The 21,092-nt window shown below is 62.9% G+C and carries 19 protein-coding genes; 12 read left to right on the top strand and 7 right to left on the bottom strand.

What is annotated here, in order from left to right; all coding sequences use genetic code 11:
* Positions 1 to 3: 3 nt before the first annotated feature.
* The 4 genes from tsaB to JWV26_RS03875 all read left to right on the top strand — a co-directional run bounded on the left by tsaB (position 4) and on the right by JWV26_RS03875 (position 2,782).
* Positions 4 to 687: a tRNA (adenosine(37)-N6)-threonylcarbamoyltransferase complex dimerization subunit type 1 TsaB gene (gene tsaB, locus JWV26_RS03890; RefSeq protein ID WP_206418447.1), complete on the top strand. Its 684-nt coding sequence runs from the start codon at positions 4 to 6 to the stop codon at positions 685 to 687.
* Between the two features lie 113 nt (positions 688 to 800).
* A complete protein-coding gene (locus JWV26_RS03885; protein WP_072425866.1) occupies positions 801 to 1,145 on the top strand; it encodes a hypothetical protein in 345 nt (114 codons plus the stop codon).
* Positions 1,146 to 1,198: 53 nt separating this feature from the next.
* On the top strand, positions 1,199 to 2,068 hold the full coding sequence (locus JWV26_RS03880; protein WP_206418446.1) for a DUF72 domain-containing protein: 870 nt from the start codon (positions 1,199 to 1,201) through the stop codon (positions 2,066 to 2,068).
* A gap of 12 nt (positions 2,069 to 2,080) precedes the next feature.
* Positions 2,081 to 2,782, top strand: coding sequence for an extensin-like domain-containing protein (locus JWV26_RS03875; RefSeq protein WP_206418445.1), 702 nt, complete (start codon positions 2,081 to 2,083; stop codon positions 2,780 to 2,782).
* On the opposite strand, the gene JWV26_RS03870 is transcribed toward JWV26_RS03875, so the two are convergent.
* Complete coding sequence (locus tag JWV26_RS03870; protein ID WP_241201272.1) at positions 2,779 to 3,546, bottom strand: hypothetical protein; 768 nt, start codon at positions 3,544 to 3,546, stop codon at positions 2,779 to 2,781. The genes JWV26_RS03875 and JWV26_RS03870 overlap by 4 nt on opposite strands.
* A 106-nt stretch (positions 3,547 to 3,652) precedes the next feature.
* Between JWV26_RS03870 and JWV26_RS03865 the strand changes: the two genes are divergently transcribed.
* Complete coding sequence (locus JWV26_RS03865; protein ID WP_206418443.1) at positions 3,653 to 4,444, top strand: class I SAM-dependent methyltransferase; 792 nt, start codon at positions 3,653 to 3,655, stop codon at positions 4,442 to 4,444.
* A 4-nt stretch (positions 4,445 to 4,448) separates the two neighbouring features.
* Here the strand turns inward: JWV26_RS03865 and JWV26_RS03860 are convergent, their stop codons facing one another.
* Entirely contained in the window at positions 4,449 to 5,084 is a 636-nt protein-coding gene (locus JWV26_RS03860) for a TetR/AcrR family transcriptional regulator (RefSeq protein ID WP_072425861.1), read from the bottom strand.
* A 91-nt stretch (positions 5,085 to 5,175) separates the two neighbouring features.
* On the opposite strand from JWV26_RS03860, the gene JWV26_RS03855 reads away from it, so the two are divergent.
* Positions 5,176 to 6,279, top strand: coding sequence for an efflux RND transporter periplasmic adaptor subunit (locus JWV26_RS03855; RefSeq protein WP_072425860.1), 1,104 nt, complete (start codon positions 5,176 to 5,178; stop codon positions 6,277 to 6,279).
* 6 nt (positions 6,280 to 6,285) lie between these two features.
* Complete coding sequence (locus JWV26_RS03850; protein WP_206418442.1) at positions 6,286 to 9,360, top strand: efflux RND transporter permease subunit; 3,075 nt, start codon at positions 6,286 to 6,288, stop codon at positions 9,358 to 9,360.
* A gap of 120 nt (positions 9,361 to 9,480) precedes the next feature.
* Here JWV26_RS03850 and bfr read toward each other — a convergent pair whose 3' ends face one another.
* The 3 genes from bfr to JWV26_RS03835 all read right to left on the bottom strand — a co-directional run bounded on the left by bfr (position 9,481) and on the right by JWV26_RS03835 (position 12,657).
* Positions 9,481 to 9,951 (bottom strand): bacterioferritin, encoded by a 471-nt coding sequence (bfr, locus tag JWV26_RS03845; RefSeq protein ID WP_003462607.1) that lies wholly within the window; start codon positions 9,949 to 9,951, stop codon positions 9,481 to 9,483.
* 269 nt (positions 9,952 to 10,220) lie between these two features.
* Positions 10,221 to 11,750 (bottom strand): glycerol-3-phosphate dehydrogenase, encoded by a 1,530-nt coding sequence (gene glpD / locus JWV26_RS03840; RefSeq protein WP_055986872.1) that lies wholly within the window; start codon positions 11,748 to 11,750, stop codon positions 10,221 to 10,223.
* A gap of 148 nt (positions 11,751 to 11,898) precedes the next feature.
* On the bottom strand, positions 11,899 to 12,657 hold the full coding sequence (locus JWV26_RS03835; protein ID WP_021490293.1) for a DeoR/GlpR family DNA-binding transcription regulator: 759 nt from the start codon (positions 12,655 to 12,657) through the stop codon (positions 11,899 to 11,901).
* A gap of 98 nt (positions 12,658 to 12,755) precedes the next feature.
* On the opposite strand from JWV26_RS03835, the gene ybaK reads away from it, so the two are divergent.
* From ybaK to JWV26_RS03820, 3 genes are all read left to right on the top strand, one after another.
* Positions 12,756 to 13,226, top strand: a complete 471-nt coding sequence (ybaK, locus tag JWV26_RS03830; RefSeq protein WP_206418441.1) for a Cys-tRNA(Pro) deacylase — start codon at positions 12,756 to 12,758, stop codon at positions 13,224 to 13,226.
* Between the two features lie 226 nt (positions 13,227 to 13,452).
* Positions 13,453 to 14,940: a glycerol kinase GlpK gene (gene glpK / locus JWV26_RS03825; RefSeq protein WP_206418440.1), complete on the top strand. Its 1,488-nt coding sequence runs from the start codon at positions 13,453 to 13,455 to the stop codon at positions 14,938 to 14,940.
* A 127-nt stretch (positions 14,941 to 15,067) separates the two neighbouring features.
* Positions 15,068 to 15,874, top strand: coding sequence for a PhzF family phenazine biosynthesis protein (locus tag JWV26_RS03820; protein WP_206418439.1), 807 nt, complete (start codon positions 15,068 to 15,070; stop codon positions 15,872 to 15,874).
* Here JWV26_RS03820 and JWV26_RS03815 read toward each other — a convergent pair whose 3' ends face one another.
* Together JWV26_RS03815 and argF are read right to left on the bottom strand one after the other, a co-directional pair.
* A complete protein-coding gene (locus JWV26_RS03815; protein WP_072425852.1) occupies positions 15,875 to 16,981 on the bottom strand; it encodes an ABC transporter ATP-binding protein in 1,107 nt (368 codons plus the stop codon).
* Positions 16,978 to 17,898, bottom strand: coding sequence for an ornithine carbamoyltransferase (gene argF / locus JWV26_RS03810; protein ID WP_079783035.1), 921 nt, complete (start codon positions 17,896 to 17,898; stop codon positions 16,978 to 16,980). The genes JWV26_RS03815 and argF overlap by 4 nt, the downstream gene beginning before the upstream one ends.
* Positions 17,899 to 18,278: 380 nt before the next feature.
* Between argF and JWV26_RS03805 the strand changes: the two genes are divergently transcribed.
* Together JWV26_RS03805 and grxD are read left to right on the top strand one after the other, a co-directional pair.
* On the top strand, positions 18,279 to 20,387 hold the full coding sequence (locus JWV26_RS03805) for a molybdopterin oxidoreductase family protein (protein WP_206418438.1): 2,109 nt from the start codon (positions 18,279 to 18,281) through the stop codon (positions 20,385 to 20,387).
* Positions 20,388 to 20,711: 324 nt separating this feature from the next.
* Positions 20,712 to 21,038 (top strand): Grx4 family monothiol glutaredoxin, encoded by a 327-nt coding sequence (gene grxD / locus JWV26_RS03800; RefSeq protein ID WP_013716756.1) that lies wholly within the window; start codon positions 20,712 to 20,714, stop codon positions 21,036 to 21,038.
* Positions 21,039 to 21,092: the final 54 nt, after the last annotated feature.

The raw sequence follows: 21,092 nt of genomic DNA, 5'->3' as shown, positions 1-21,092 counted from the left end.
GCAATGACCACTCTCCTGGCCCTCGATACCGCTACCGAAGCCTGCTCCGTCGCGCTGCTGCATGATGGTCGCGTGCTCAGCCACTACGAAGTCGCCCCGCGTATGCACGCGCAGCGCCTGTTGCCGATGATTCAGCAACTGTTGGGTGAGGCAGGTATCCCCGCGTCGGCGCTGGATGCCATCGCTTTCGGTCGTGGCCCTGGTGCTTTCACCGGGGTGCGTATCGCCATCGGCGTGGTGCAGGGGCTGGCTTTTGCCCTGGATCGACCGGTGCTGCCGGTATCCAATCTGGCCGTGTTGGCCCAGCGTGCACTGCGTGAGCAGGGCGCGACTCAGGTTGCTGCCGCCATCGACGCGCGTATGGACGAGGTTTACTGGGGTTGCTATCGCGCAGAAGCCGGCGAGATGCGCCTGCTCGGCCAGGAAGCGGTGTTGCCGCCGGAGCAAGCCGAGGCGCCGCGTGGCAGCGATGGTGAGTGGTTCGGTGCCGGTACCGGTTGGGGCACCTTCGCCGCGCGTATCGCCCTCACACCTGTGAGCATGGATGGCAGCATGCTGCCGCACGCCGAAGACTTGCTGACGCTGGCCCGTTTTGCCTGGGCGCGTGGAGAGGCGTTGCCGGCTGATCAGGCGCAGCCGGTGTACCTGCGTGACCAGGTCGCCACGCCGAAAGCACCGCCGGCATGACAACTGGTCGGATGCTTGGCGCCAAGAACTCTTCGGCATTTGCCAAGGACGCAGCCCGCCGCTACATTGCCAGCACTGTCCTTTGTTCAGCCGAGCCCACCGAGCAGTCCTAGATGCGGATCGACGGTTACCTACCTTCCTACTCGCCAGATCGTGGCCCCCGTTCGGGGACTGCGGTCACGCCCTATCGCGAGGCGCAGCGGGAGGTCGAGGCTCAGCGTGAACAGCCGGCTGCCCCGGCCAGCAGCCAGGGGCTTGAGCAGGCGCCGCAGATTCGCCGCGTGCAGGCCAGCAGCAGTAACACCGATAGCCTGCCGGCTCGCTCACAGGACCTCGGTTATCAACAGCCTGCGCTGAGCAACCGTGCTGTTCAGGCGTTGGCCAGCTACAGCACCACCGCCGCTTACGCCAGCGAGTACGATGCGCAGGAAGTGCTCGGGCTCGATCTCTACGCATAACCCCGTTTCACGGCGTGGCTCACGCCCATCAGCTTGGACCGTCGCATAGATCGATGAGCGCTGCGCTTCCCTATTACCTTGGTTGTCCATCCTGGAGCGAAGCGGCCTGGCGCGCCACGCTGTATCCGCAGGATACCCGGCCAACCGAGTTTCTCAGTCGCTACACCGAGGTGTTCAACGCGGTGGAAGGCAACACCACGTTCTATGCCAGGCCCAGCGAGCAAACGGTGGCGCGCTGGGCGCAGGCAATGCCGGCGCACTTTCGTTTCTGCGCCAAGTTGCCGCGAGACATCAGTCACAGCGAGGATCTCTGCCAGCAACTGGATGAGGTCACGCAGTTTCGCCAGTTGTTGGCGCCGCTTGGCGAACGGGTGGCGCCTTACTGGCTGCAGCTGCCGGCCAGCTTCGCGCCGTCGCGGTTGGCGGAACTGGCGGCGTTCATCGAGCAGTGGGGAGACTGGCCGCTGGCGATAGAGGTGCGCCACCCGGAATTCTTCGCCAAGAGCGATGCCGAGCGTATGCTCAATCGCCTGCTGCACGAGCGTGGTATCGAGCGCATCTGCCTTGATTCGCGCGCGCTGTTCAGTTGCGACTCGCAGGAACCCGCCGTACTGCATGCGCAAGCCAAGAAGCCGCGTCTGCCGACTCGGCCTACCGCGTTCAGTCAGGGCCCGCAGTTGCGCTTCATCGGTCACCCCGAGTTGCTGGCCAACGACCCCTTTATGCTGCCCTGGCTGGACAAGATCGCCGGCTGGATCGAGCAGGGGCTGCGTCCTTACGTTTTTGCCCATACCTCGGACAACCGCCTGGCACCGGAGCTGGCGCGGCGTTTTCATGAGCAGCTGATGCAGCGCCTGCCTGGCTTGCCCGAACTGCCTGTGTTGCAGATCGAACCGGAACTGGAGCAGCTTGGCTTACTCTGATGGAGCATGGATATGCTGATACGGATAATCGGGCGTTTGCTGTTTCTCTCCCTGCTGCTGGGTGCAGCGCTACTGGTGGCGCTGTGGCGTGGCTGGCTGGAGGTGGCGCCGCGTTTCAACCCCTGGGCGCCGCTGGATGTGCGAGAGACGCCGAACCTGCTGACCCCCTTCAAGCTCTGGCGTCTGGGTGACGATCGCGAGTTGTGTGACCTGGCCCTGGCGACGTCCGGGCTGCGTTTTACCCGTCTTGCCGACAGCACGCCGCACCTGGGCTGCCCGGTGGAAAACGCTGTGCGCATTCAAGGCGCCAGCGTTGGCCTGAGCAGCAGCTTCATGGCCACCTGTCCGCTGGCGGTGAGTTTCGCCCTGTTCGAGCGACATGGCTTGCAGCCGGCTGCGCAAGCGGTGTTCGGCCAACCGGTGACCCGCGTCGAGCATGTCGGCAGCTTCGCCTGTCGCAGCATTGCCGGCAGTCAGCGGCCCAGCCAGCATTCCTATGCCAACGCGCTGGATATGGTCGGTTTTCGTCTGCGCGACGGCCAGCACATCAGCGTTCTGCGAGACTGGCCAGGGCAGGGCGACAAGGCGCGCTTCCTGCGTCTGGTACAGGAAGCGGCCTGCGATAGCTTCAATGTCACTCTGGGGCCGGAATACAACGCCGCCCATCGTGATCATTTTCACGTGGACATGGGCATGTGGCGGATGTGCCGCTAGCGTTTGGCCAACAGCAGGTCGGCTGCCTGTCCACTGCGCCCGTCGGTGAACTCGAATCGGCCCAACTGGGCGATCTGGTCGTAAGCACCCAGGGCGATGCTGACGTCGCGGGCGCGCAGGTCGATGGCGCTGACGCCTGCTTCGCCGAGTGTCTGCAACTGCTGGCGGCCCTGGGCATCGAAACGCAGCAGGCGCAGTTGGTCGAATACCGCATCGGCTGCATCGATACGGCCGTTGCCGTTGTCGTCGAAGCGCGCCAGTTCGGCGAAGCCATTGACGGCGCCATGCTGATCGCCGAACAGCTCGCGGCCATCGTCGATACGCCCGTTGCCGTTACGATCCAGCGCCAGTAGCGCGTCGTCACCGGTGGGTACGCTGATCGAGTCCATGCGTCCGTCGGCATCCAGATCGAAGCGCACGGGGCGGCCAAGACCGCCGGTGGAGAAACCGTTGCCAGCCATATCCAGTACCAGCGGATCGACCTGCTGGGGCGCCTGGCCCACGCTGACATTCAGCTCCAGGCCGCGTTGATCGATCAGCGTCTGGCTGATGACGGCGGCGCTGCTGGACACGGCAGGTTGCTCGGCGGTTTCCCGCAGTTCACGAGCGACCTCACCAGGTTTCTGCTCGTCTTCGATACCCAGAGTGCGGCGCAGAATCTGATAGTTGATGGATTCGCGCGCCGCACGGTCGAGCTCGTCGTCCAGCGGACGGGGGCTGGCAGGGCTGCTACTAGGACGCGGGGCGGAGAGGGCGTCGAACATGTTCACTCTCGATGCGGCTGTCGGCGGCCGGGTCTGGCAGAATGCCGCTTCTTCGATATCGGCCGTGTGGCCGGTGCTTTGAGTGATTTTTGAGCAGAACGAGCCAATGACCGACGAGCGGCACAACGCCAGCATTCGTATCCAAGCCCTCCACCCCCAGTACGCCGAAGCGGCCGCTCAATGGGCATCGCGCCTGGACTTGAGGCAAGACGGCGAGACCGAGTTCGCCCTGCAACTGGGTGATGACGGGTTGCAACTGGTCGAGCTGGGCGACAAGGCGCCTGGCCCGGTGCGGGTGGATTTCGTCGAGGGCGCGGCGGCGCATCGCCGCCAGTTCGGCGGCGGCAGTGGGCAGATGATCGCCAAGGCCGTGGGCGTGCAGTCGGGCATTCGGCCACGGATTCTCGATGCGACCGCGGGGCTGGGGCGCGATGCCTTCGTGCTGGCCAGTCTGGGCTGCGAGATGACCCTGATCGAGCGCCAGCCGCTGGTGGCGGCTTTGCTGGAGGACGGCCTGCAGCGTGCGGCACTGAACCTCGACGTGGCACCCATCGTGGCGCGCATGCGCCTGCTTACCGGTAACGCCATCGAGCTGATGCGCAACTGGCAAGGGGAGGCGCCACAGGTGATCTATCTCGATCCGATGTTCCCGCATCGCGACAAGAGTGCGCTGGTGAAGAAGGAAATGCGCCTGTTTCGCCCGTTTGTCGGCGATGACGTGGATGCGCCGGCATTGCTCGAGGCGGCGCTGGCGCTGGCCACTCACCGCGTGGTGGTCAAGCGCCCGCGCAAGGCCCCGGCAATCGAAGGTAGCAAGCCGGGTTATGTGCTTGAGGGCAAATCCAGCCGTTACGACATCTACCCGAAGAAGAAGCTGGAGCCCGGCGCTCAGGTGTAAGCAGTCAGGGTCTGTAGGCGCGCAGGAACAGTTGCACGGCGTCCTGAGCGTGATGCTCGGCGGCTTCACCTTCCAGCGGTTCGCCACAACCGATCAGCAGGCGAAAGTGCGCGCCGCCCTTGAGCAGGCTGAAGAAGTGATCGGCGGCCAGATGGGGATTATCCAGGCTCAGCAGACCGCGCTTGGCGGCCTTGTGCAGTAGCACTTCCATCTCTTCTTGCACCCGTTTCGGGCCGGCTTCGTAGAACAGCTGCGACAGCTTCGAGCCCTGGCTGGCCAGATTCACCATCATCCGGTGCATTTCTACCGATTCGCGACTGTTGACCAGCGCCAGGAAACCACGCGCGATTTCCAGGAGCTGGCTTTCCAGCGGCACGTTATCCGGCAGTTCGAACAGCAGTTCGGGAAGCTGCTCCTCGCACTTGGCCTTGATCGCCGCAGAAAACAGGGTCTCCTTGTCGGTGAAGTGGCTATACACCGTGAGCTTGGAAACGCCTGCCTCTGCGGCGATGGCGTCCATGCTGCTGCCGTCGTAACCATTACGCAGGAATAGGCTCTTGGCCGCCTCGAGGATGGCACGACGTTTGGCGGGATCCTTCGGTCGGCCGGGGCCGGAAGGTTGTAACAACTTGTCAGGCATTGGCGGATTTTAATACTGGACTGGCGAGTTTGCTATTTTTACTATACCCGCCAGTACAAATATTCCAAACCTTCTCTGAAAGGTCTTACACATGTCTCGCCATGTTCTCCCGCTCGTTGCTTCTCTGGGTCTCGTCTTCCTGCTGTCTGCCTGCGGTAACGGTGAACAGGCGGAGCAACCGATCCGTCCTGCCATGGTGGTGCAGCCGCAGCCGGCTACTGCGCTGGTCGACAGCTATCCGGGCGAGGTGCGTGCACGTTATGAGCCGGAGCTGGCCTTCCGTATCGCCGGCAAGGTGAGCAAGCGCATGGTGGATGTCGGTGACCGGGTGAAGCAGGATCAGCCACTGGCCGAGCTGGACCCGCAGGACGTGCGCCTGCAGCTGGAAGCCATCCGCGCGCAGATGGCGGCAGCCGAGGCCAACCTGCAGACCGTGCGCGCCGAGCGTGAGCGCTACAAGGCGTTGCTTGGGCGCAACCTGGTCAGCCGCTCGCAGTTCGACAATATCGAAAACCAGTACCGTGCTGGCGAAGCACGTCTGAAACAGGTCAAGGCCGAGTACGACGTGGCCCGCAATCAGACCGACTATGCCGTGCTGCGGGCCTCGCAGGACGGCGTGATCGCCCGCCGTGCGGTCGAGGTGGGGCAGGTAGTGGCGGCTGGTCAGACGGTGTTCACTCTGGCTGCCGATGGTGAGCGTGAGGTGTCGATCAGCCTGCCGGAGCAGAGCTTTGGTCGTTTCGAGATTGGTCAGGTGGTCGAGGTGGAACTCTGGTCGCAGCCGGATCAGCGTTTCCCCGGACGCATCCGCGAGATGGCGCCGGCGGCCGATCCTCAGTCGCGTACTTTCGCCGCTCGTGTCGCGTTCACCGAAGGCAAGGTGCCGGCTGAGTTGGGGCAGAGCGCGCGGGTATTCATCGCCAGCAATGGCGAGGTACCGCTGGCGGTGCCGCTGTCGGCACTCAGCGCCGAGCAGGACCAGGCGTTCGTCTGGGTCGTGGACCCCAAGGAGCACATCGTGCAGCGCCGCCCGGTGCGTGTCGGTGCCTATGGCGATGACCGGGTGCCGGTGCTGGAGGGGCTCGCCGCTTCCGATTGGGTAGTCGCAGCCGGGGTGCAGATTCTCCGCGAAGGCCAGCAGGTACGCCCGGTCGATCGGGACAACCGCAACGTCGAACTGGCAGTCAAGGAGTAAGCCCGCATGAGCTTCAACCTGTCTGCCTGGGCGCTGCGCCATCGCCAGATCGTCCTCTACATCATGTTGTTGTTCGCCGTGGTGGGGGCGCTGTCCTACACCAAGCTGGGGCAGAGCGAGGACCCGCCGTTCACCTTCAAGGCCATGGTGATTCGCACCAACTGGCCGGGGGCCAGCGCCGAAGAGGTATCGCGCCAGGTCACCGAGCGCATCGAGAAGAAGCTGATGGAGACCGGTGAGTACGATCGCATCACCAGCTTCTCCCGTCCGGGCGAGTCGCAAGTGACCTTCATGGCACGTGACTCCATGCGCAGCGCCGAGATTCCCGAGTTGTGGTATCAGGTGCGCAAGAAGATCAGCGACATCCGCCACACGCTGCCGCCCGGCATCCAGGGGCCGTTCTTCAACGACGAGTTCGGCACCACCTTCGGCAATATCTATGCGCTGACTGGCAACGGTTTTGACTACGCGGTGCTCAAGGACTACGCCGACCGCCTACAGTTGCAACTGCAGCGGGTCAAGGACGTGGGCAAGGTCGAGTTGGTGGGGCTGCAGGACGAGAAGATCTGGATCGAACTGTCCAATACCAAGCTGGCGACCCTGGGTCTGCCACTGTCTGCCGTGCAGCAGGCGCTGGAGGCGCAGAATGCGGTGGCGGCTGCCGGTTTCTTCGAAACCGCCAGCGAGCGTATTCAACTGCGTGTGACCGGGCGCTTCGAATCGGTGGAGGAAATTCGCGATTTTCCCATTCGCGTCGCTGATCGTACCTTCCGCATAGCCGACGTGGCCGAGGTCAAGCGCGGTTTCAACGATCCACCCGCGCCGCGCATGCGCTTCATGGGTGAGGATGCCATCGGCATCGCCGTGGCGATGAAGGACGGCGGCGACATTCTGGTGCTGGGCAAGGCGTTGGAAGGTGAGTTCGCCCGCTTGCAACAGACGCTGCCGTTGGGCATGGGGCTGCGCAAGGTTTCGGATCAGCCGGCGGCGGTGAAAACCGGTGTGGGTGAGTTCGTCAAGGTGCTGGTGGAGGCGCTGGTGATCGTGCTCGCGGTCAGCTTCTTCTCCCTGGGGGTGCGCACCGGCCTGGTGGTGGCGCTGGTGATTCCGCTGGTGCTGGCGATGACGTTTGCCGCCATGTACTACTTGGGGATAGGCCTGCACAAGATTTCCCTCGGCGCGCTGGTGCTCGGCCTCGGCCTGCTGGTGGACGACGCGATCATCGCGGTGGAGATGATGGCGATCAAGATGGAGCAGGGCTACGACCGCTTCAAGGCCGCCAGCTTCGCCTGGACCAGCACCGCCTTTCCGATGCTCACCGGCACCCTGATCACCGCGGCCGGGTTCCTGCCCATCGCCACCGCGCAGTCCGGCACGGGTGAATACACCCGGTCGATCTTCCAGGTGGTGGCCATTTCGCTGATCGCCTCATGGATCGCGGCGGTGATGTTCGTGCCCTATCTGGGCGACAAGCTGTTGCCCGATCTGGCCAAGCTGCATGCGGCGAAACACGGCGGCAGCGCAGGAGGTCATGACCCTTATTCGACGCCGTTCTACCGCCGTGTTCGCGCCACGGTTGAATGGTGCGTGCGTCGTCGCGGCATCGTGATCCTGCTGACCATTGCGCTGTTCGTCGCCTCTGTGCTGCTGTTCCGCTTCGTGCCGCAACAGTTCTTCCCGGCCTCCGGTCGCCTGGAGCTGATGGTCGACATCAAGCTGGAGGAGGGCGCCTCGCTGAGCGCCACCGAGGCCGAAGTGCATCGCCTGGAGAAGCTGCTCAAGGAGCAGTCTGGCATCGACAACTACGTGGCCTATGTTGGTACCGGCTCACCGCGTTTCTATCTGCCACTGGATCAACAATTGCCGGCGGCAAGCTTTGCTCAGTTCGTGGTACTGGCCAAAAGTATCGAAGAGCGCGAGCGCCTGCGTGGTTGGCTGATCAAGGTGATGAACGACGAGTTCCCGACCCTGCGTAGCCGCGTCAGCCGCCTGGAGAACGGGCCTCCCGTGGGCTACCCGATCCAGTTCCGCGTCAGCGGCGAGCATATCGACGAGGTGCGCGCGCTGGCCCGTCAGGTGGCGGACAAGGTGCGCGAGAACCCGCATGTGGTGAACGTGCACCTGGACTGGGAGGAGCCGAGCAAGGTGGTGATCCTCAATATCGATCAGGATCGTGCCCGTGCCCTGGGGGTCAACACCGCCGAGCTGTCGCGCTTCCTGCAAGGCTCGCTGTCCGGCACCAGCGTCAGCCAGTACCGTGAGGGCAATGAGCTGATCGAGATTCTTCAGCGCGGCACGCCGCAGGAACGCAAGGCACTGAGCCTGCTGCCGAGCCTGGCGGTGCCGACCGACAGCGGTCGCAGCGTAGCGCTGTCGCAGGTGGCGACGCTGGAATACGGCTTCGAGGAAGGCATCATCTGGCATCGCAATCGCCTGCCCAACGTCACCGTGCGTGCCGACGTCTATGGCAAGCAGCAGCCGGCCAGTCTGACCCAGCAGATCCTGCCGACGCTGGACCCGATCCGCGCGGAACTGCCTGCGGGTTATCTGCTGGAGGTCGGCGGCACGGTGGAAGACTCGCAACGTGGACAGAAATCGGTGAACGCCGGTATCCCGCTGTTCATCGTGGTGGTGCTGACGCTGCTGATGCTGCAGCTGAAAAGCTTCTCGCGTTCGGCGATGGTGTTTCTCACTGCACCACTTGGCCTGATCGGCGTCACCCTGTTCCTGTTGATCTTCCGCCAGCCGTTCGGCTTCGTCGCCATGCTCGGCACCATCGCCCTGGCCGGGATGATCATGCGTAACTCGGTGATTCTGGTCGATCAGATCGAGCAGGACATCAGCCACGGTCTGGACCGTTGGCACGCCGTTATCGAGGCCACGGTGCGCCGCTTCCGTCCTATCGTGCTCACTGCACTGGCGGCGGTGTTGGCGATGATTCCGCTGTCACGCAGCGTGTTCTTCGGGCCGATGGCGGTAGCCATCATGGGCGGGCTGGTGGTGGCCACGGCGCTGACCCTGCTGTTCCTGCCGGCGCTGTATGCAGCGTGGTTCCGGGTCAAGGAGAGCGAGGCGCGTTGAGATGTGGGAGGCGCTTCAGTGGCGACTTGCTATCGTGGCTTGAGCCCCTTCCACGAGATTCTTCATTGCAATAAAAAACGGGAGCCAGTGGCTCCCGTTCTTTTATGTAGCGGGTAAGAATTATTCGTCCATCTGCGATTGCAGGTAGTTCTGCAGGCCGACGGCTTCGATCAGGCTGAGCTGGGTTTCCAGCCAGTCGATGTGATCCTCTTCGGAGCAGAGGATTTCTTCGAGTAGTTCGCGGCTGGCGTAGTCACCGATGCTCTCGCAATAGGCGATGGCGGCCTTCAGATCACCGTGAGCCTTGTGTTCGATCTTCAGGTCGCACTCGAGCATCTCCTTGGTGTTTTCACCGATCAGGATCTTGCCCAGGTCCTGCAGGTTGGGAATGCCTTCGAGGAAGAGAATGCGCTTGATCAGCTTGTCGGCATGCTTCATCTCGTCGATGGACTCGTGGTACTCGTGCTCGCCGAGCTTCTTCAGGCCCCAATCTTCGTACATTCGCGCATGCAGGAAGTACTGGTTGATGGCGACCAGTTCGTTACCAAGAATCTTGTTCAGGTGTTGAATGACCTTCTTGTCGCCTTTCATGACCGCTCCTGCTACTTCAATGACCGTGATGACTTCGAATTTTCGGCCTGGTTTTCCCTTATGTCAAACTTAAGTGTTTGAAACATAAGTAAAAATAAAACTGAATAAGAATGTTTTTATTCCGCATCATGACGCCAAGTTATTGAATCAACGCAATAAAAAAGTTGCTGAAAGTTCCACGCTGACTGAAACGGGGAAGTAACCCCGATATTTTATTTTTCCGCGCCCATAAAAAAGCCCCGCAGAGCGGGGCATGGGGCACGCAGAATTCAGGCAGCGTAAGCCGAATGCGGGTCGCGGCTGTTCAGGTAGTCCTGCAGGCGGGCCTGCTGCACCGGGGTCATGAACAGGCCCAGTTTGCTGCGCCGCCAGAGAATGTCGGCACTGCTGCGGGCCCATTCTTCACGGCGCAGGTATTCCACTTCGCGGGTGTAGAGTCCGGCACCGAGATGTTCGCCGAGGTCGGTAAGGTTATGTACGCCATCGAGCAGGCGCCAGGTACGGCTGCCATAGCTGGTAGCCCAGCGTCTGGCCAGGCTGGTGGGTAGCCAGCCATAGCGTTCGCAGAGCGCTTCGACCAGGGCGCTCTGGCCTTGCAGATCTTCGCCACCGGGGAGCGGGGCGGTGGCTGTCCAGCTCGGGCCCAGGTTGGTGAAATGCGCGGCCAGTTCATGCATGGCGGATTCGGCCAGCTTGCGATAGGTGGTCAGCTTGCCGCCGAACACTGAAAGCAGCGGCGCCTCGCCCGGCGCGCCGGAGAGCGACAGGGTGTAGTCGCGGGTAATGGCCGACGGCTCATCGGATTCGTCATCGCACAGTGGGCGCACGCCCGCGAAGCTGTGCAGCACATCGTCGCGACTGAGCTGCTGCTTGAAGTGATCATTGACCACTTTGAGCAGATAGTCGGTTTCCTCGGCGGTGATCGTCACCTGGGCGGGGTCGCCCTGATATTCGCGATCAGTGGTGCCGATCAGGGTGAAGCGCTCCAGATAGGGGATGGCGAAGACGATGCGACGGTCTTCGTTCTGCAGGATGTAGGCCTGCTCACCGTCATACAGGCGCGGCACGACGATATGGCTGCCCTGGATCAGGCGAATGCCATAAGGCGATTGCTGCTTGAGGTCTTCACGGATGAAGCGCGCGACCCAGGGGCCGGCGGCGTTGACTAGGGCGCGGGCGCGAATGGACAGCAGGCTGCCGTCGCTGCGCTCGAGATGGATATGCCAGAGACCCTTGCTGCGCCGTGCACTGACGCAGCGGGTGCGCGGGTGGATGTGCGCGCCTTTTTCCCGCGCGGCCATGGCGTTGAGCACTACCAGGCGAGCATCGTCCACCCAGCAGTCGGAATATTCGAAACCGCGGCTGATCTCCGCTTTCAACGGGCTACCGGCGCCGAAGCGCACGCCGCGCGAGGCCGGCAGGCGCTCGCGCTTGCCCAGGTGGTCGTAGAGAAACAGGCCGGCGCGGATCATCCAGGCCGGTCGCAGGTGCGGGCGGTGTGGCAGGACGAAGCGCATCGGTTTGACGATATGCGGCGCCTTGGCCAGCAACACTTCTCGCTCGGCCAGTGCCTCACGTACCAGGCGGAATTCGTGGTGCTCCAGGTAGCGCAAGCCGCCATGGATCAGCTTGCTGCTGGCAGATGAAGTATGGCTGGCCAAGTCGTCCTTTTCGCAAAGGAACACGGACAAGCCACGACCGGCTGCATCGGCGGCGATGCCCACACCATTGATACCACCGCCAACGACGGCGAGGTCATAGACTTCCGCAACGGGGCTGGCGAACTGGTCGTGGGGCATGTGGCACGCTCGGCTATTGGATTCGAATGTGGTTATGTTCACTTTCGAAAATATGCTAGACGAAGATGCGCAGCTTCGCTACCCCGGCATGCGATTGCGCGCCGAGCGGTCGTCGAAGGATGTTGGACGTAGCTCAGGCCGAGCGGGATCAGACCAGGTCGAGCTGGACCTTGTGGCTGTGCAGCAGGCGGGTGATGGCGGCTGAAGGCGCGCTATCGGTAAAGACGCGGTCGACCAGGGCGATTGAGCCCAGGCGCACGACGGCGTTGCGGCCGAACTTGCTGGAGTCGGCGGCGAGGAAAACCTGCCGCGCGTTGTCGATGATCGCCTGGGAAACGCGTACCTCCTGATAGTCGAAGTCGAGCAGACTGCCGTCGTCGTCGATGCCGCTGATGCCGACGATGGCGTAGTCGACCTTGAACTGCTGGATGAAATCCACCGCCGCCTGGCCGACGATACCGCCGTCGCTGCGCACCGTACCGCCGGCCACCAGGACCTCGAAGTCGGCCTTGGCGCTGAGTTGCGCAGCGACGTGCAGATTGTTGGTGATGATCTTCAGGCCCTTGTGGTTCTGCAGCTCACGAGCGATGGCCTCGGTGGTGGTGCCGATATTGATGAACAGTGAGGCGTGATCAGGTATCTGCGCCGCCACGGCTTCGGCGATACGCTGTTTTTCTTCGCGCATCTGCCCGGCGCGCATGCCATAGGCGGTGTTCTGAATGCTCGATGATTCGCACGCCGCGCCGCCATGGGTACGACGCAACAGACCGTGCTCGGCCAACTGGTTGATGTCGCGGCGAATGGTCTGTGGGGTAACGGCGAAGGCTTGAGCCAGTTCATCGATGCTGACGTAGCCACGGTCGCGGGCGAGGTTGAGGATGTCGTGCTGGCGGGGAGCGAGATTCATGAGCGCTTCCTGTGATGGTCACCCATTATAGGCTGTAGATGCGGAGGATTTCGGCCTGTTAATGTAGGGCATCTTTCGCAGCGTTTTCACATTCGAACATGACTCCAGCCATCGATCTGTTGAAAAAGGCCAAGGCCGAACACCGTGTGCATAGCTACCTGCATGACCCCAAGGCGCCGTCCTATGGGCTGGAAGCGGCGGAAAAGCTCGGCCTGGCGCCCGATTGCGTGTTCAAGACTCTGCTCGCGGTGACTGAGAAAGGCGAGCTTCTGGTGGCCGTGGTGCCGGTCGTCGGCAGTCTCGATCTCAAGGCGCTGGCCGCAGCGGCTGGCGCGAAGAAGGCCGACATGGCCGACCCGACTGCCGCGCAGCGCGCCACTGGTTATCTGGTCGGCGGCATCAGCCCGCTGGGGCAGAAGAAACGCTTGCGCACCTTCATCGACGAGACCGCACGCCAGCACCCCACCATTCACGTCAGTGGCGGCCGGCGCGGGCTGGAACTGGAACTCTCGGCCGAGACCTTGGCGCAACATACCCAGGGGCAATTCGCCGCTATCGGCAAAGCCTGAACCGAGCATTATGCTGCCAGCAAAATAAGCCAGTCTGCAGTCAACTGCAGTGAACGTTAGCAGATCATTGAAAAACGTAGGCGAGGCAGCCAGTGCAAGGAAAAAATAGGCGAAAAAGCGGAGTTTACGCGTTGTAAATGAGCATTTTGAGCCTGTTTTTGACGCAGCAATGGCAACGCAGGTAGTTTTTCAACAGCCTGCTACCGATAACAACAAGGAATCTTGCATGACCCAATACCTGCTAGCCATCGACCAGGGCACCACCAGCTCCCGCGCCATCATCTTCAGTGCCCAGGGCTTGCCGGTTGCGCGTGCCCAGCAGGAGTTCAAGCAGTACTTCCCGCAGGATGGCTGGGTCGAGCACGACGGCCAGGAAATCTGGCTATCCACGCTCAAGGTCTGCCGCGACGCCGTTGCCAGCAGTGGTCTGCAGCCCGAAGCGATTGCGGCCATTGGCATCACCAACCAGCGCGAGACCACCCTGGTATGGGACGCCGTCAGCGGCACGCCTATCCATCCCGCCATCGTCTGGCAGGATCGCCGCACCGCCGACTATTGCGCCGGGCTCAAGGAGCAAGGCCACGAAGCGACGGTCTCGGCCAAGACTGGCCTGCTGATCGATCCGTATTTCTCCGCCACCAAGCTGCGCTGGATTTTGCAGAACGTGCCCGGCGCGCAGGAGCGGGCAGAACGCGGCGAGCTGCGCTTCGGTACGGTCGACAGCTTCCTGCTGTGGCGCCTGACCGATGGCAAGGTGCATCGCACCGACGCCAGCAACGCCTCGCGCACGCTGATGTTCAATATCCACACCCAGCAATGGGATGAAGAGTTGCTCAAGCTGTTCGAGATCCCCGCCAGCCTGTTGCCCGAGGTGCTCGATTGCGCCGCCGAGTTCGGTCATACCGAAGCCGAGCTGCTCGGCGCCAGCATCCCGGTGCTGGGCATGGCCGGTGACCAGCAGGCGGCGCTGATCGGCCAGGCCTGCTTTGAACCGGGCATGGTCAAGAGCACCTACGGCACCGGCTGCTTCATGATCCAGAACACCGGCGATCAGCCGGTGAGCTCGAAGAATCGTCTGCTCACCACGGTCGGCTATCGCCTAGATGGCAAGGTCACCTATGCAGTGGAGGGCAGCATCTTCGTGGCCGGCGCGGCAGTGCAGTGGTTGCGCGACGGCATCAAACTGATCAGCCACGCGCGCGACAGCGAGGCGTTGGCCGAGGCCACCGGTGAAGCCTGCGGCGTCTATCTGGTGCCGGCGTTCACCGGCCTGGGTGCGCCGTATTGGGACCCCAAGGCGCGTGGCGCCATCTTCGGTCTGACCCGTGACACCGGGATCAAGGAAATCGTCACCGCCGGTCTGCAATCCGTGTGCTACCAGACTCGTGACCTGCTCGAGGCCATGCGCCAGGACGGTGCCGCGGCGCCGAGTGCGCTGCGTGTGGACGGTGGCATGGTGGAGAATAACTGGGTCATGCAGTTTCTTGCCGACATTCTTGGGGTCAGCGTCGAGCGCCCGGAGGTCACCGAAACCACCGCACTAGGTGTCGCGTACCTGGCGGGCCTGAAGCTAGGCCTCTACCAGGACCTCAATGCCATCGCCAGCCACTGGCATCGCCAGCAGCGCTTCGAGCCGCGGATGAATGAGGCGCACCGTGAACGCCTCTATGCCGGTTGGCTGGATGCCGTGAAGCGCGTGCGCAGCGAGCCCTGAAGCACCCCAGGATCGCAGGAGCGGCTTCAGCCGCGAAGCTCAGGGCATCTGGAAAACAGCAACTGTATCTGTTGCGGGTTGCCTGGCGCGGGCATGCTGGCGCTTCTCATCTGCTCAGGAGCGCGGCATGGCCCTCGAATTCCATCAAGTCGACGCCTTTACCGACCAGCCGTTCGCGGGCAATCCCGCCATGGTCTATCGCCTGGACGCCTGGCTCGATGATGCGTTGATGCAGCGCATCGCCGCCGAGCACAACCTGGCGGAGACGGCATTCGTGGTGAAGGAGGGCAGTGCCTGGCATATCCGCTGGTTCACCCCGGTCAGCGAGGTGCCGCTCTGCGGGCATGCCACCTTGGCGGCGGCCAAGGTGTTGTTCGACATCTATCAGGAACCGGCCGAGGTGCTGGATTTCACTTGCTTGTCCGGAGCGCTGCAGGTCGCCCGTCAGGGTGAGCGTCTGCAGCTGGATTTCCCAGTGCGCCCGGTGGTGCCGGTGGCGGCGTCGCTGCAGGCCGACGTCGAACGCGCGCTGGGTCAGCCCGCGCAGCAGGTTCTGGCTCTGCTGAATGCCGATGGCAGCGTGCAGGAACTGATGGTGGTGCTGGCGTCCGAGGCGCAGGTGCGCAGCTTCACCGCCGATCTGCCGGCGCTGGCCGCACTGCCGGGCCTGGGTGTGCTGATCACCGGGGCAGGCGAGCGGCACGATTTCGTCTCGCGCTACTTCGCGCCGAGCATTGGTATCGATGAAGACCCGGTGACCGGCTCGACGCACTGCATGCTGGTGCCCTACTGGGCCGAACGCCTGGAGCGCAGCGAGCTAAGCGCTTTCCAGTGTTCGGCGCGCGGCGGTGAGCTGCTCTGTCGTCTGGAGGTCGAGCGGGTCAAGATTGCCGGCTACGCGTGGCATATCGCCAGTGGCCAGCTGATGCTTTGATCAGTTGCTGCTGACTCGGCGCACGCCACCGGAGTCGCTGAGTTGCAATTGCGCGGCGACGCTGCCGAGAGCCGGGAAGGCCACCAGGTGATCGGCGGCGACGCGAATGCCCACCTCGTCGCCTGGCTGGTGATCGGCATGGCTGGGGAAAATCGATTCCAACTGACTGCCAGTTGGCAGTTGCAGGCGGTAGAGCGTCGCAGCGCCGAGGAAGGTCTTGCCGACGATGCGCGCCTTAAGTTCGCTGCTTTCATCCGGGACAATGTCGTCCGGGCGTAGCAAGACGTCCACTGCGCTGCCCTGAGCCCAGGTATAGGCACGGTTGCCGCGGATCATGCCGAGCTCGGTCTGCACCGTTTCCGGGCCGAGCAACTGGCCGCGAATGAAGTAACCCTGACCGATGAAGCTGGCGACGAAAGGTGTCAGCGGCTCGTGATAGAGATTGAACGGCGTATCCCATTGTTCCAGGCGACCATCCTTGAACACGCCGACGTGATCGCTGACAGCGAAGGCTTCTTCCTGATCATGAGTGACCAGAATGGCGCTGGTGCCACGTGCCTTGAGAATTTCCCGAACCTCATGGCTCAGGCGCCTGCGCAGTTCGCCATCGAGGTTGGAGAAGGGTTCGTCGAGTAGCAGCAATTTCGGTTCCGGGGCCAGAGCGCGCGCCAGGGCGACCCGTTGCTGCTGACCACCGGACAGCTCGTGCGGGTAACGTTTGGCCAGGTTGCCGAGCTTGACCAACTCCAGCAGCTCTTGAGTGGCGCGCTCGGCGTTGGGCTGCTTGCGGATACCGAAGGCGACGTTCTCGGCCACACTCAGGTGGGGGAACAGGGCGTAGTCCTGGAACACCATGCCGATATGGCGTTTCTCCGGCGCCAGGGTAAAACCGGCGCGGGAAATCACTTCACCTGCCAGTTCGATCTCGCCTTCCAGGACTGGCTCGAAACCGGCGATGGCGCGCAATGTGGTGGTCTTGCCGCAGCCCGATGGGCCGAGCAGGCAGCCGATGTCGCCAGGGTTTAGGTGCAGGTCGAGATCCTGCACCACCTTGTGGGCGTGGTAGCCGCAGTTCAGCCCGCGTAGCTGCAGCAGAGGCTGGCTCATGCGTGGTGGTACGCCGGTTCGACCAGCATCTCCAGCAGCGCCTTCTGGGCGTGTAGGCGGTTCTCGGCCTGATCCCAGGCAACCGAGCGCGGGTCGTCGAGCAGGTCGAAGCTGATTTCTTCGCCACGGTGCGCCGGCAGGCAGTGCATGAACAGCACGTCTTCGGCGGCGGCGTCGAGCAGCTCGCGGGTGACCTGGTAGGGGCGGAACAACGCCATGCGCTGCTCGGCTTCATCTTCCTGGCCCATTGAGGCCCACACGTCGGTGCTCACCAGATGGGCGTCGGCCACTGCCTCGCGTGGGTCACGCACGACCTGCACGCGATCGCCGGCCTGGGCCAGGAAGCGCGCATCCGGCTCGTAGCCAGCAGGGCAGGCGACCTTCAGCTGGAAGTCGAACTGCATCGCCGCTTCGATATAGGAGTTGCACATGTTGTTGCCGTCGCCGATCCAGGCCACCGTCTTGCCGGTGATGCTGCCGCGGTGTTCGAGGAAGGTCTGCATGTCGGCCAGCAACTGGCACGGGTGCAGGTCGTCGGACAGGCCGTTGATTACCGGCACCTTGGACTTGGCGGCGAACTCGGTGAGGTTGCTGTGGGCGAAGGTGCGGATCATCACCGCGTCGAGCATGCTCGACATGACGATGGCGGCATCGCCGATCGGCTCGCCACGGCCCAGTTGGGTGTCGCGCGGTGAGAGGAAGATGGCCTGGCCACCGAGTTGGATCATGCCGGCTTCGAAGGACAGGCGGGTGCGAGTCGAGGCCTTCTCGAAGATCATGCCCAGCACGCGATTCTTCAGCGGCTCGAAAAGTACGCCACGGTTGCGCAGATTCTTCAGCTCGATGCCTCGGCGGATCAGTCCCACCAGTTCGTCCGGTGTGTAATCCATCATCGAGAGAAAGTGTCTGACGCTCATCGTTAACTACCTTTATCACTACAGTTCGCAAGCCCGCAGCCGGGGATAAAACCGACAAAAACAGCAGAGCTTGCGGCAGGAGGCCGCAGGGTGCGACGAAACAGGGGAAGGCGCGATCTTATAAGGAAATGACGAGACGGCGCAAATTGCCGCCCGTGGGCTTGCAGAATCATGTTTTACAAGCCTTTTGCCAAAGCTTTGGCGCCAGCGATATCGAAGACGGCAGCGCCTGGACCGTTGTACGTTCCGCGCCTGAATCGGCAGGCTTGATGCCTGCCGATTCATGAGACGAACGCTGCTGGCGTCGTCTCCGCGCTCGGCCCATAGTTCATGACCTGCGACCTGACCGGTCGTCTCGGATCAGAACAAGAGGCCAGGCCATGACCAAGTCCCTTCATTACCGTGCGTGCCATCTGTGCGAAGCCATCTGCGGACTCGCCATCGAAACCGAAACCCAGGCAGACGGCTCAACGCAGATTCGCTCGATCAAGGGCGATGCCCAGGACAGTTTCAGCCGTGGCCATATCTGCCCCAAGGCCGTGGCACTGCAGGACATCCAGAACGACCCGGATCGAATTCGTCAGCCCATGCGCCGCGTTGGCGAGCAGTGGCAGGCCATAGGCTGGGACGAGGCCTTCGACCTGGTGGCCGCGCGCCTGAGCACAATCCAGGCGGCGCATGGGCAGAACGCCGTGGCGGTTTATCAGGGCAACCCCAGCGTGCATAACTACGGGCTGATGACCCACAGCAACTATTTCCTCGGTCAACTGAAAACCCGCAACCGCTTCTCCGCCACGTCGGTCGACCAGTTGCCGCACCACCTGACCAGCTACCTGATGTATGGCCACGGCCTGCTGATTCCGATTCCCGACATCGATCACACCGACTTCATGTTGATCCTCGGCGGCAACCCGCTGGCTTCCAACGGCAGCATCATGACCGTGCCGGATGTGGAGAAGCGCCTGAAGGCCATCCAGGCCCGTGGCGGCAAGCTGGTGGTGGTCGATCCGCGGCGCAGCGAAACCGCGGCCATCGCCGACCAGCACCTGTTCGTGCGCCCGGGCAGCGATGCCGCGCTGCTGCTGGCGCTGCTCAACACCTTGTTCGAGGAAGGTCTGACGCGTAAGAGCCATCTACCGGTGGAAGGATTGGAGCAGGTACGCGAAGCGATTGGCGGGTTCCATGCCGAAGCCATGAGCGCGCGTTGTGGGGTCCCGGCCGAAACCATTCGGCAACTGGCGCGGGATTTTGCCGCAGCGGACAAGGCTGTGTGCTACGGCCGTATGGGCGTATCCACCCAGGCTTTCGGCACTCTCTGCCAGTGGTTGGTGCAGCTGATCAACCTGGTCACCGGCAATCTGGATCGCAGCGGCGGCGCGCTCTGCACCACGCCCGCGGTGGATCTGGTGGCTAGCACCTCGGGTGGCCATTTCAATCGCTGGCAGAGCCGTGTGTCCGGCCTGCCGGAATATGGCGGCGAGCTGCCGGTCTCGGCGCTGGCCGAAGAGATGCTCACGCCCGGCGAAGGGCAGATTCGTGCGCTAGTGACCGTGGCCGGCAACCCGGTGCTGTCGACACCCAATGGCCGCCAGCTGGAGCAGGCGCTGGACGGCCTGGACTTCATGCTCTCGGTGGATTTCTACATCAACGAGACCACTCGCTACGCGGACCTGATCCTGCCGCCGACCGCGCCGCTGGAGCATGATCACTACGACACCACCTTCAATGTCTTCGCGGTGCGCAATGTCACCCGTTTCAACGAGGCAGTGCTGGCCAAGCCGGACGGCACCTTGCACGACTGGGAAATCTTCGTCGGCCTGGCCAAGGCCTTCGCGGCGCGCAATGGCCTTGAGCTGAAACCGACCATGGCGCCGGAGCAGATGATCGACATGGGCCTGCGTTTCGGCCCCTATGGTGATAGTAGCGAGCGTAAACTCAGCCTGGCGGCTTTGCGCGAGCAACCGCATGGGCTCGATCTGGGGCCCTTGCAGCCGAATCTCGTTGCGCGCCTGAAAACCCCGAGCAAGGCGGTGCAGGCCGCGCCTGAGCTGCTGCTGGTCGATCTGGCGCGCTTTGCCAAGCAGCAACAACCGGCTGCCCATGAACTGCTGCTGATCGGCCGTCGTCACGTACGCAGCAACAACTCCTGGATGCACAACTATCACCGTCTGGTAAAGGGTAAGCCGCGTCATCAGTTGTTGATGAACCCGGCGGACCTGGCCAGTCGTGGTTTGGCCGATGGCCAGCGCGTACGGGTGCGCTCGCGGGTCGGCAGCATCGAGGTGGAAGTGGCGGCCAGCGATGAGGTGATGGCTGGCGTGGTCAGTCTGCCCCACGGCTGGGGCCATGCTCGACCCGGTGTGCAGATGGACATCGCCCGTGCGCAGCCGGGTGCCAGCGCCAATGACCTGACCGACGAGCGCCAGCTCGATGCGCTGTCTGGCAATGCGGTGCTCAATGGTGTGCCGGTGGAGGTGGTGGCTGCGTAACGACCTGCTGCGCGTCGCCCCTGCTGCGTTAAAAACAGGCTCGGAAAGCCGCTTGCGGCTAACGCGCTTCAGCGCGGCCCGAAGGGCGAACGAAGTGAGTACTGCTCATTTACAACTCGTAAAGTCGAACGCGACTCCGACCGCTCCTCGCCTGTTTGGACCAGCCGGAGGCTGTTACTAAAGTAGCGCCTTGCATGTCTCTAGCTCGCGAGGTCGTATACAGGTCTAGGGAGGACGGCAAGGCCGAGCATTATGCTCGGCTTTTCGCTACAATCGCGCCACCGTGGCGACCGTCGGGTCGCGAAGTCTATGCTGAGGTGCCCCATGGATATCATCGAAACCATCAAAGAGCAGATCGCCAACAACACCGTTCTGCTGTACATGAAAGGCTCGCCCAACGCGCCGCAGTGTGGCTTCTCCGCCCGTGCTGCCCAGGTGGTGATGGGCTGCGGCGAAAAGTTCGCCTATGTCGACATCCTGCAGAACCCGGAAATCCGCGCCAACCTGCCGAAGTACGCCAACTGGCCGACCTTCCCGCAGCTGTGGGTAGGTGGTGAGCTGGTCGGCGGTAGCGACATTCTCACCGAGATGTACGAGAAAGGTGAGCTGCAGACCCTGATCAAGGATGCCGTGAGCAAAGCCGGCGCCTGATCACTGTTCGTGCAAAAAAGAACCCGCCTAGGCGGGTTCTTTCGTTTCTGCTGC

The organism is Ectopseudomonas toyotomiensis, from assembly GCF_017167985.1.
GTDB lineage: Bacteria > Pseudomonadota > Gammaproteobacteria > Pseudomonadales > Pseudomonadaceae > Aquipseudomonas > Aquipseudomonas toyotomiensis.
This window is presented reverse-complemented; position numbering and strand designations above follow the sequence as displayed.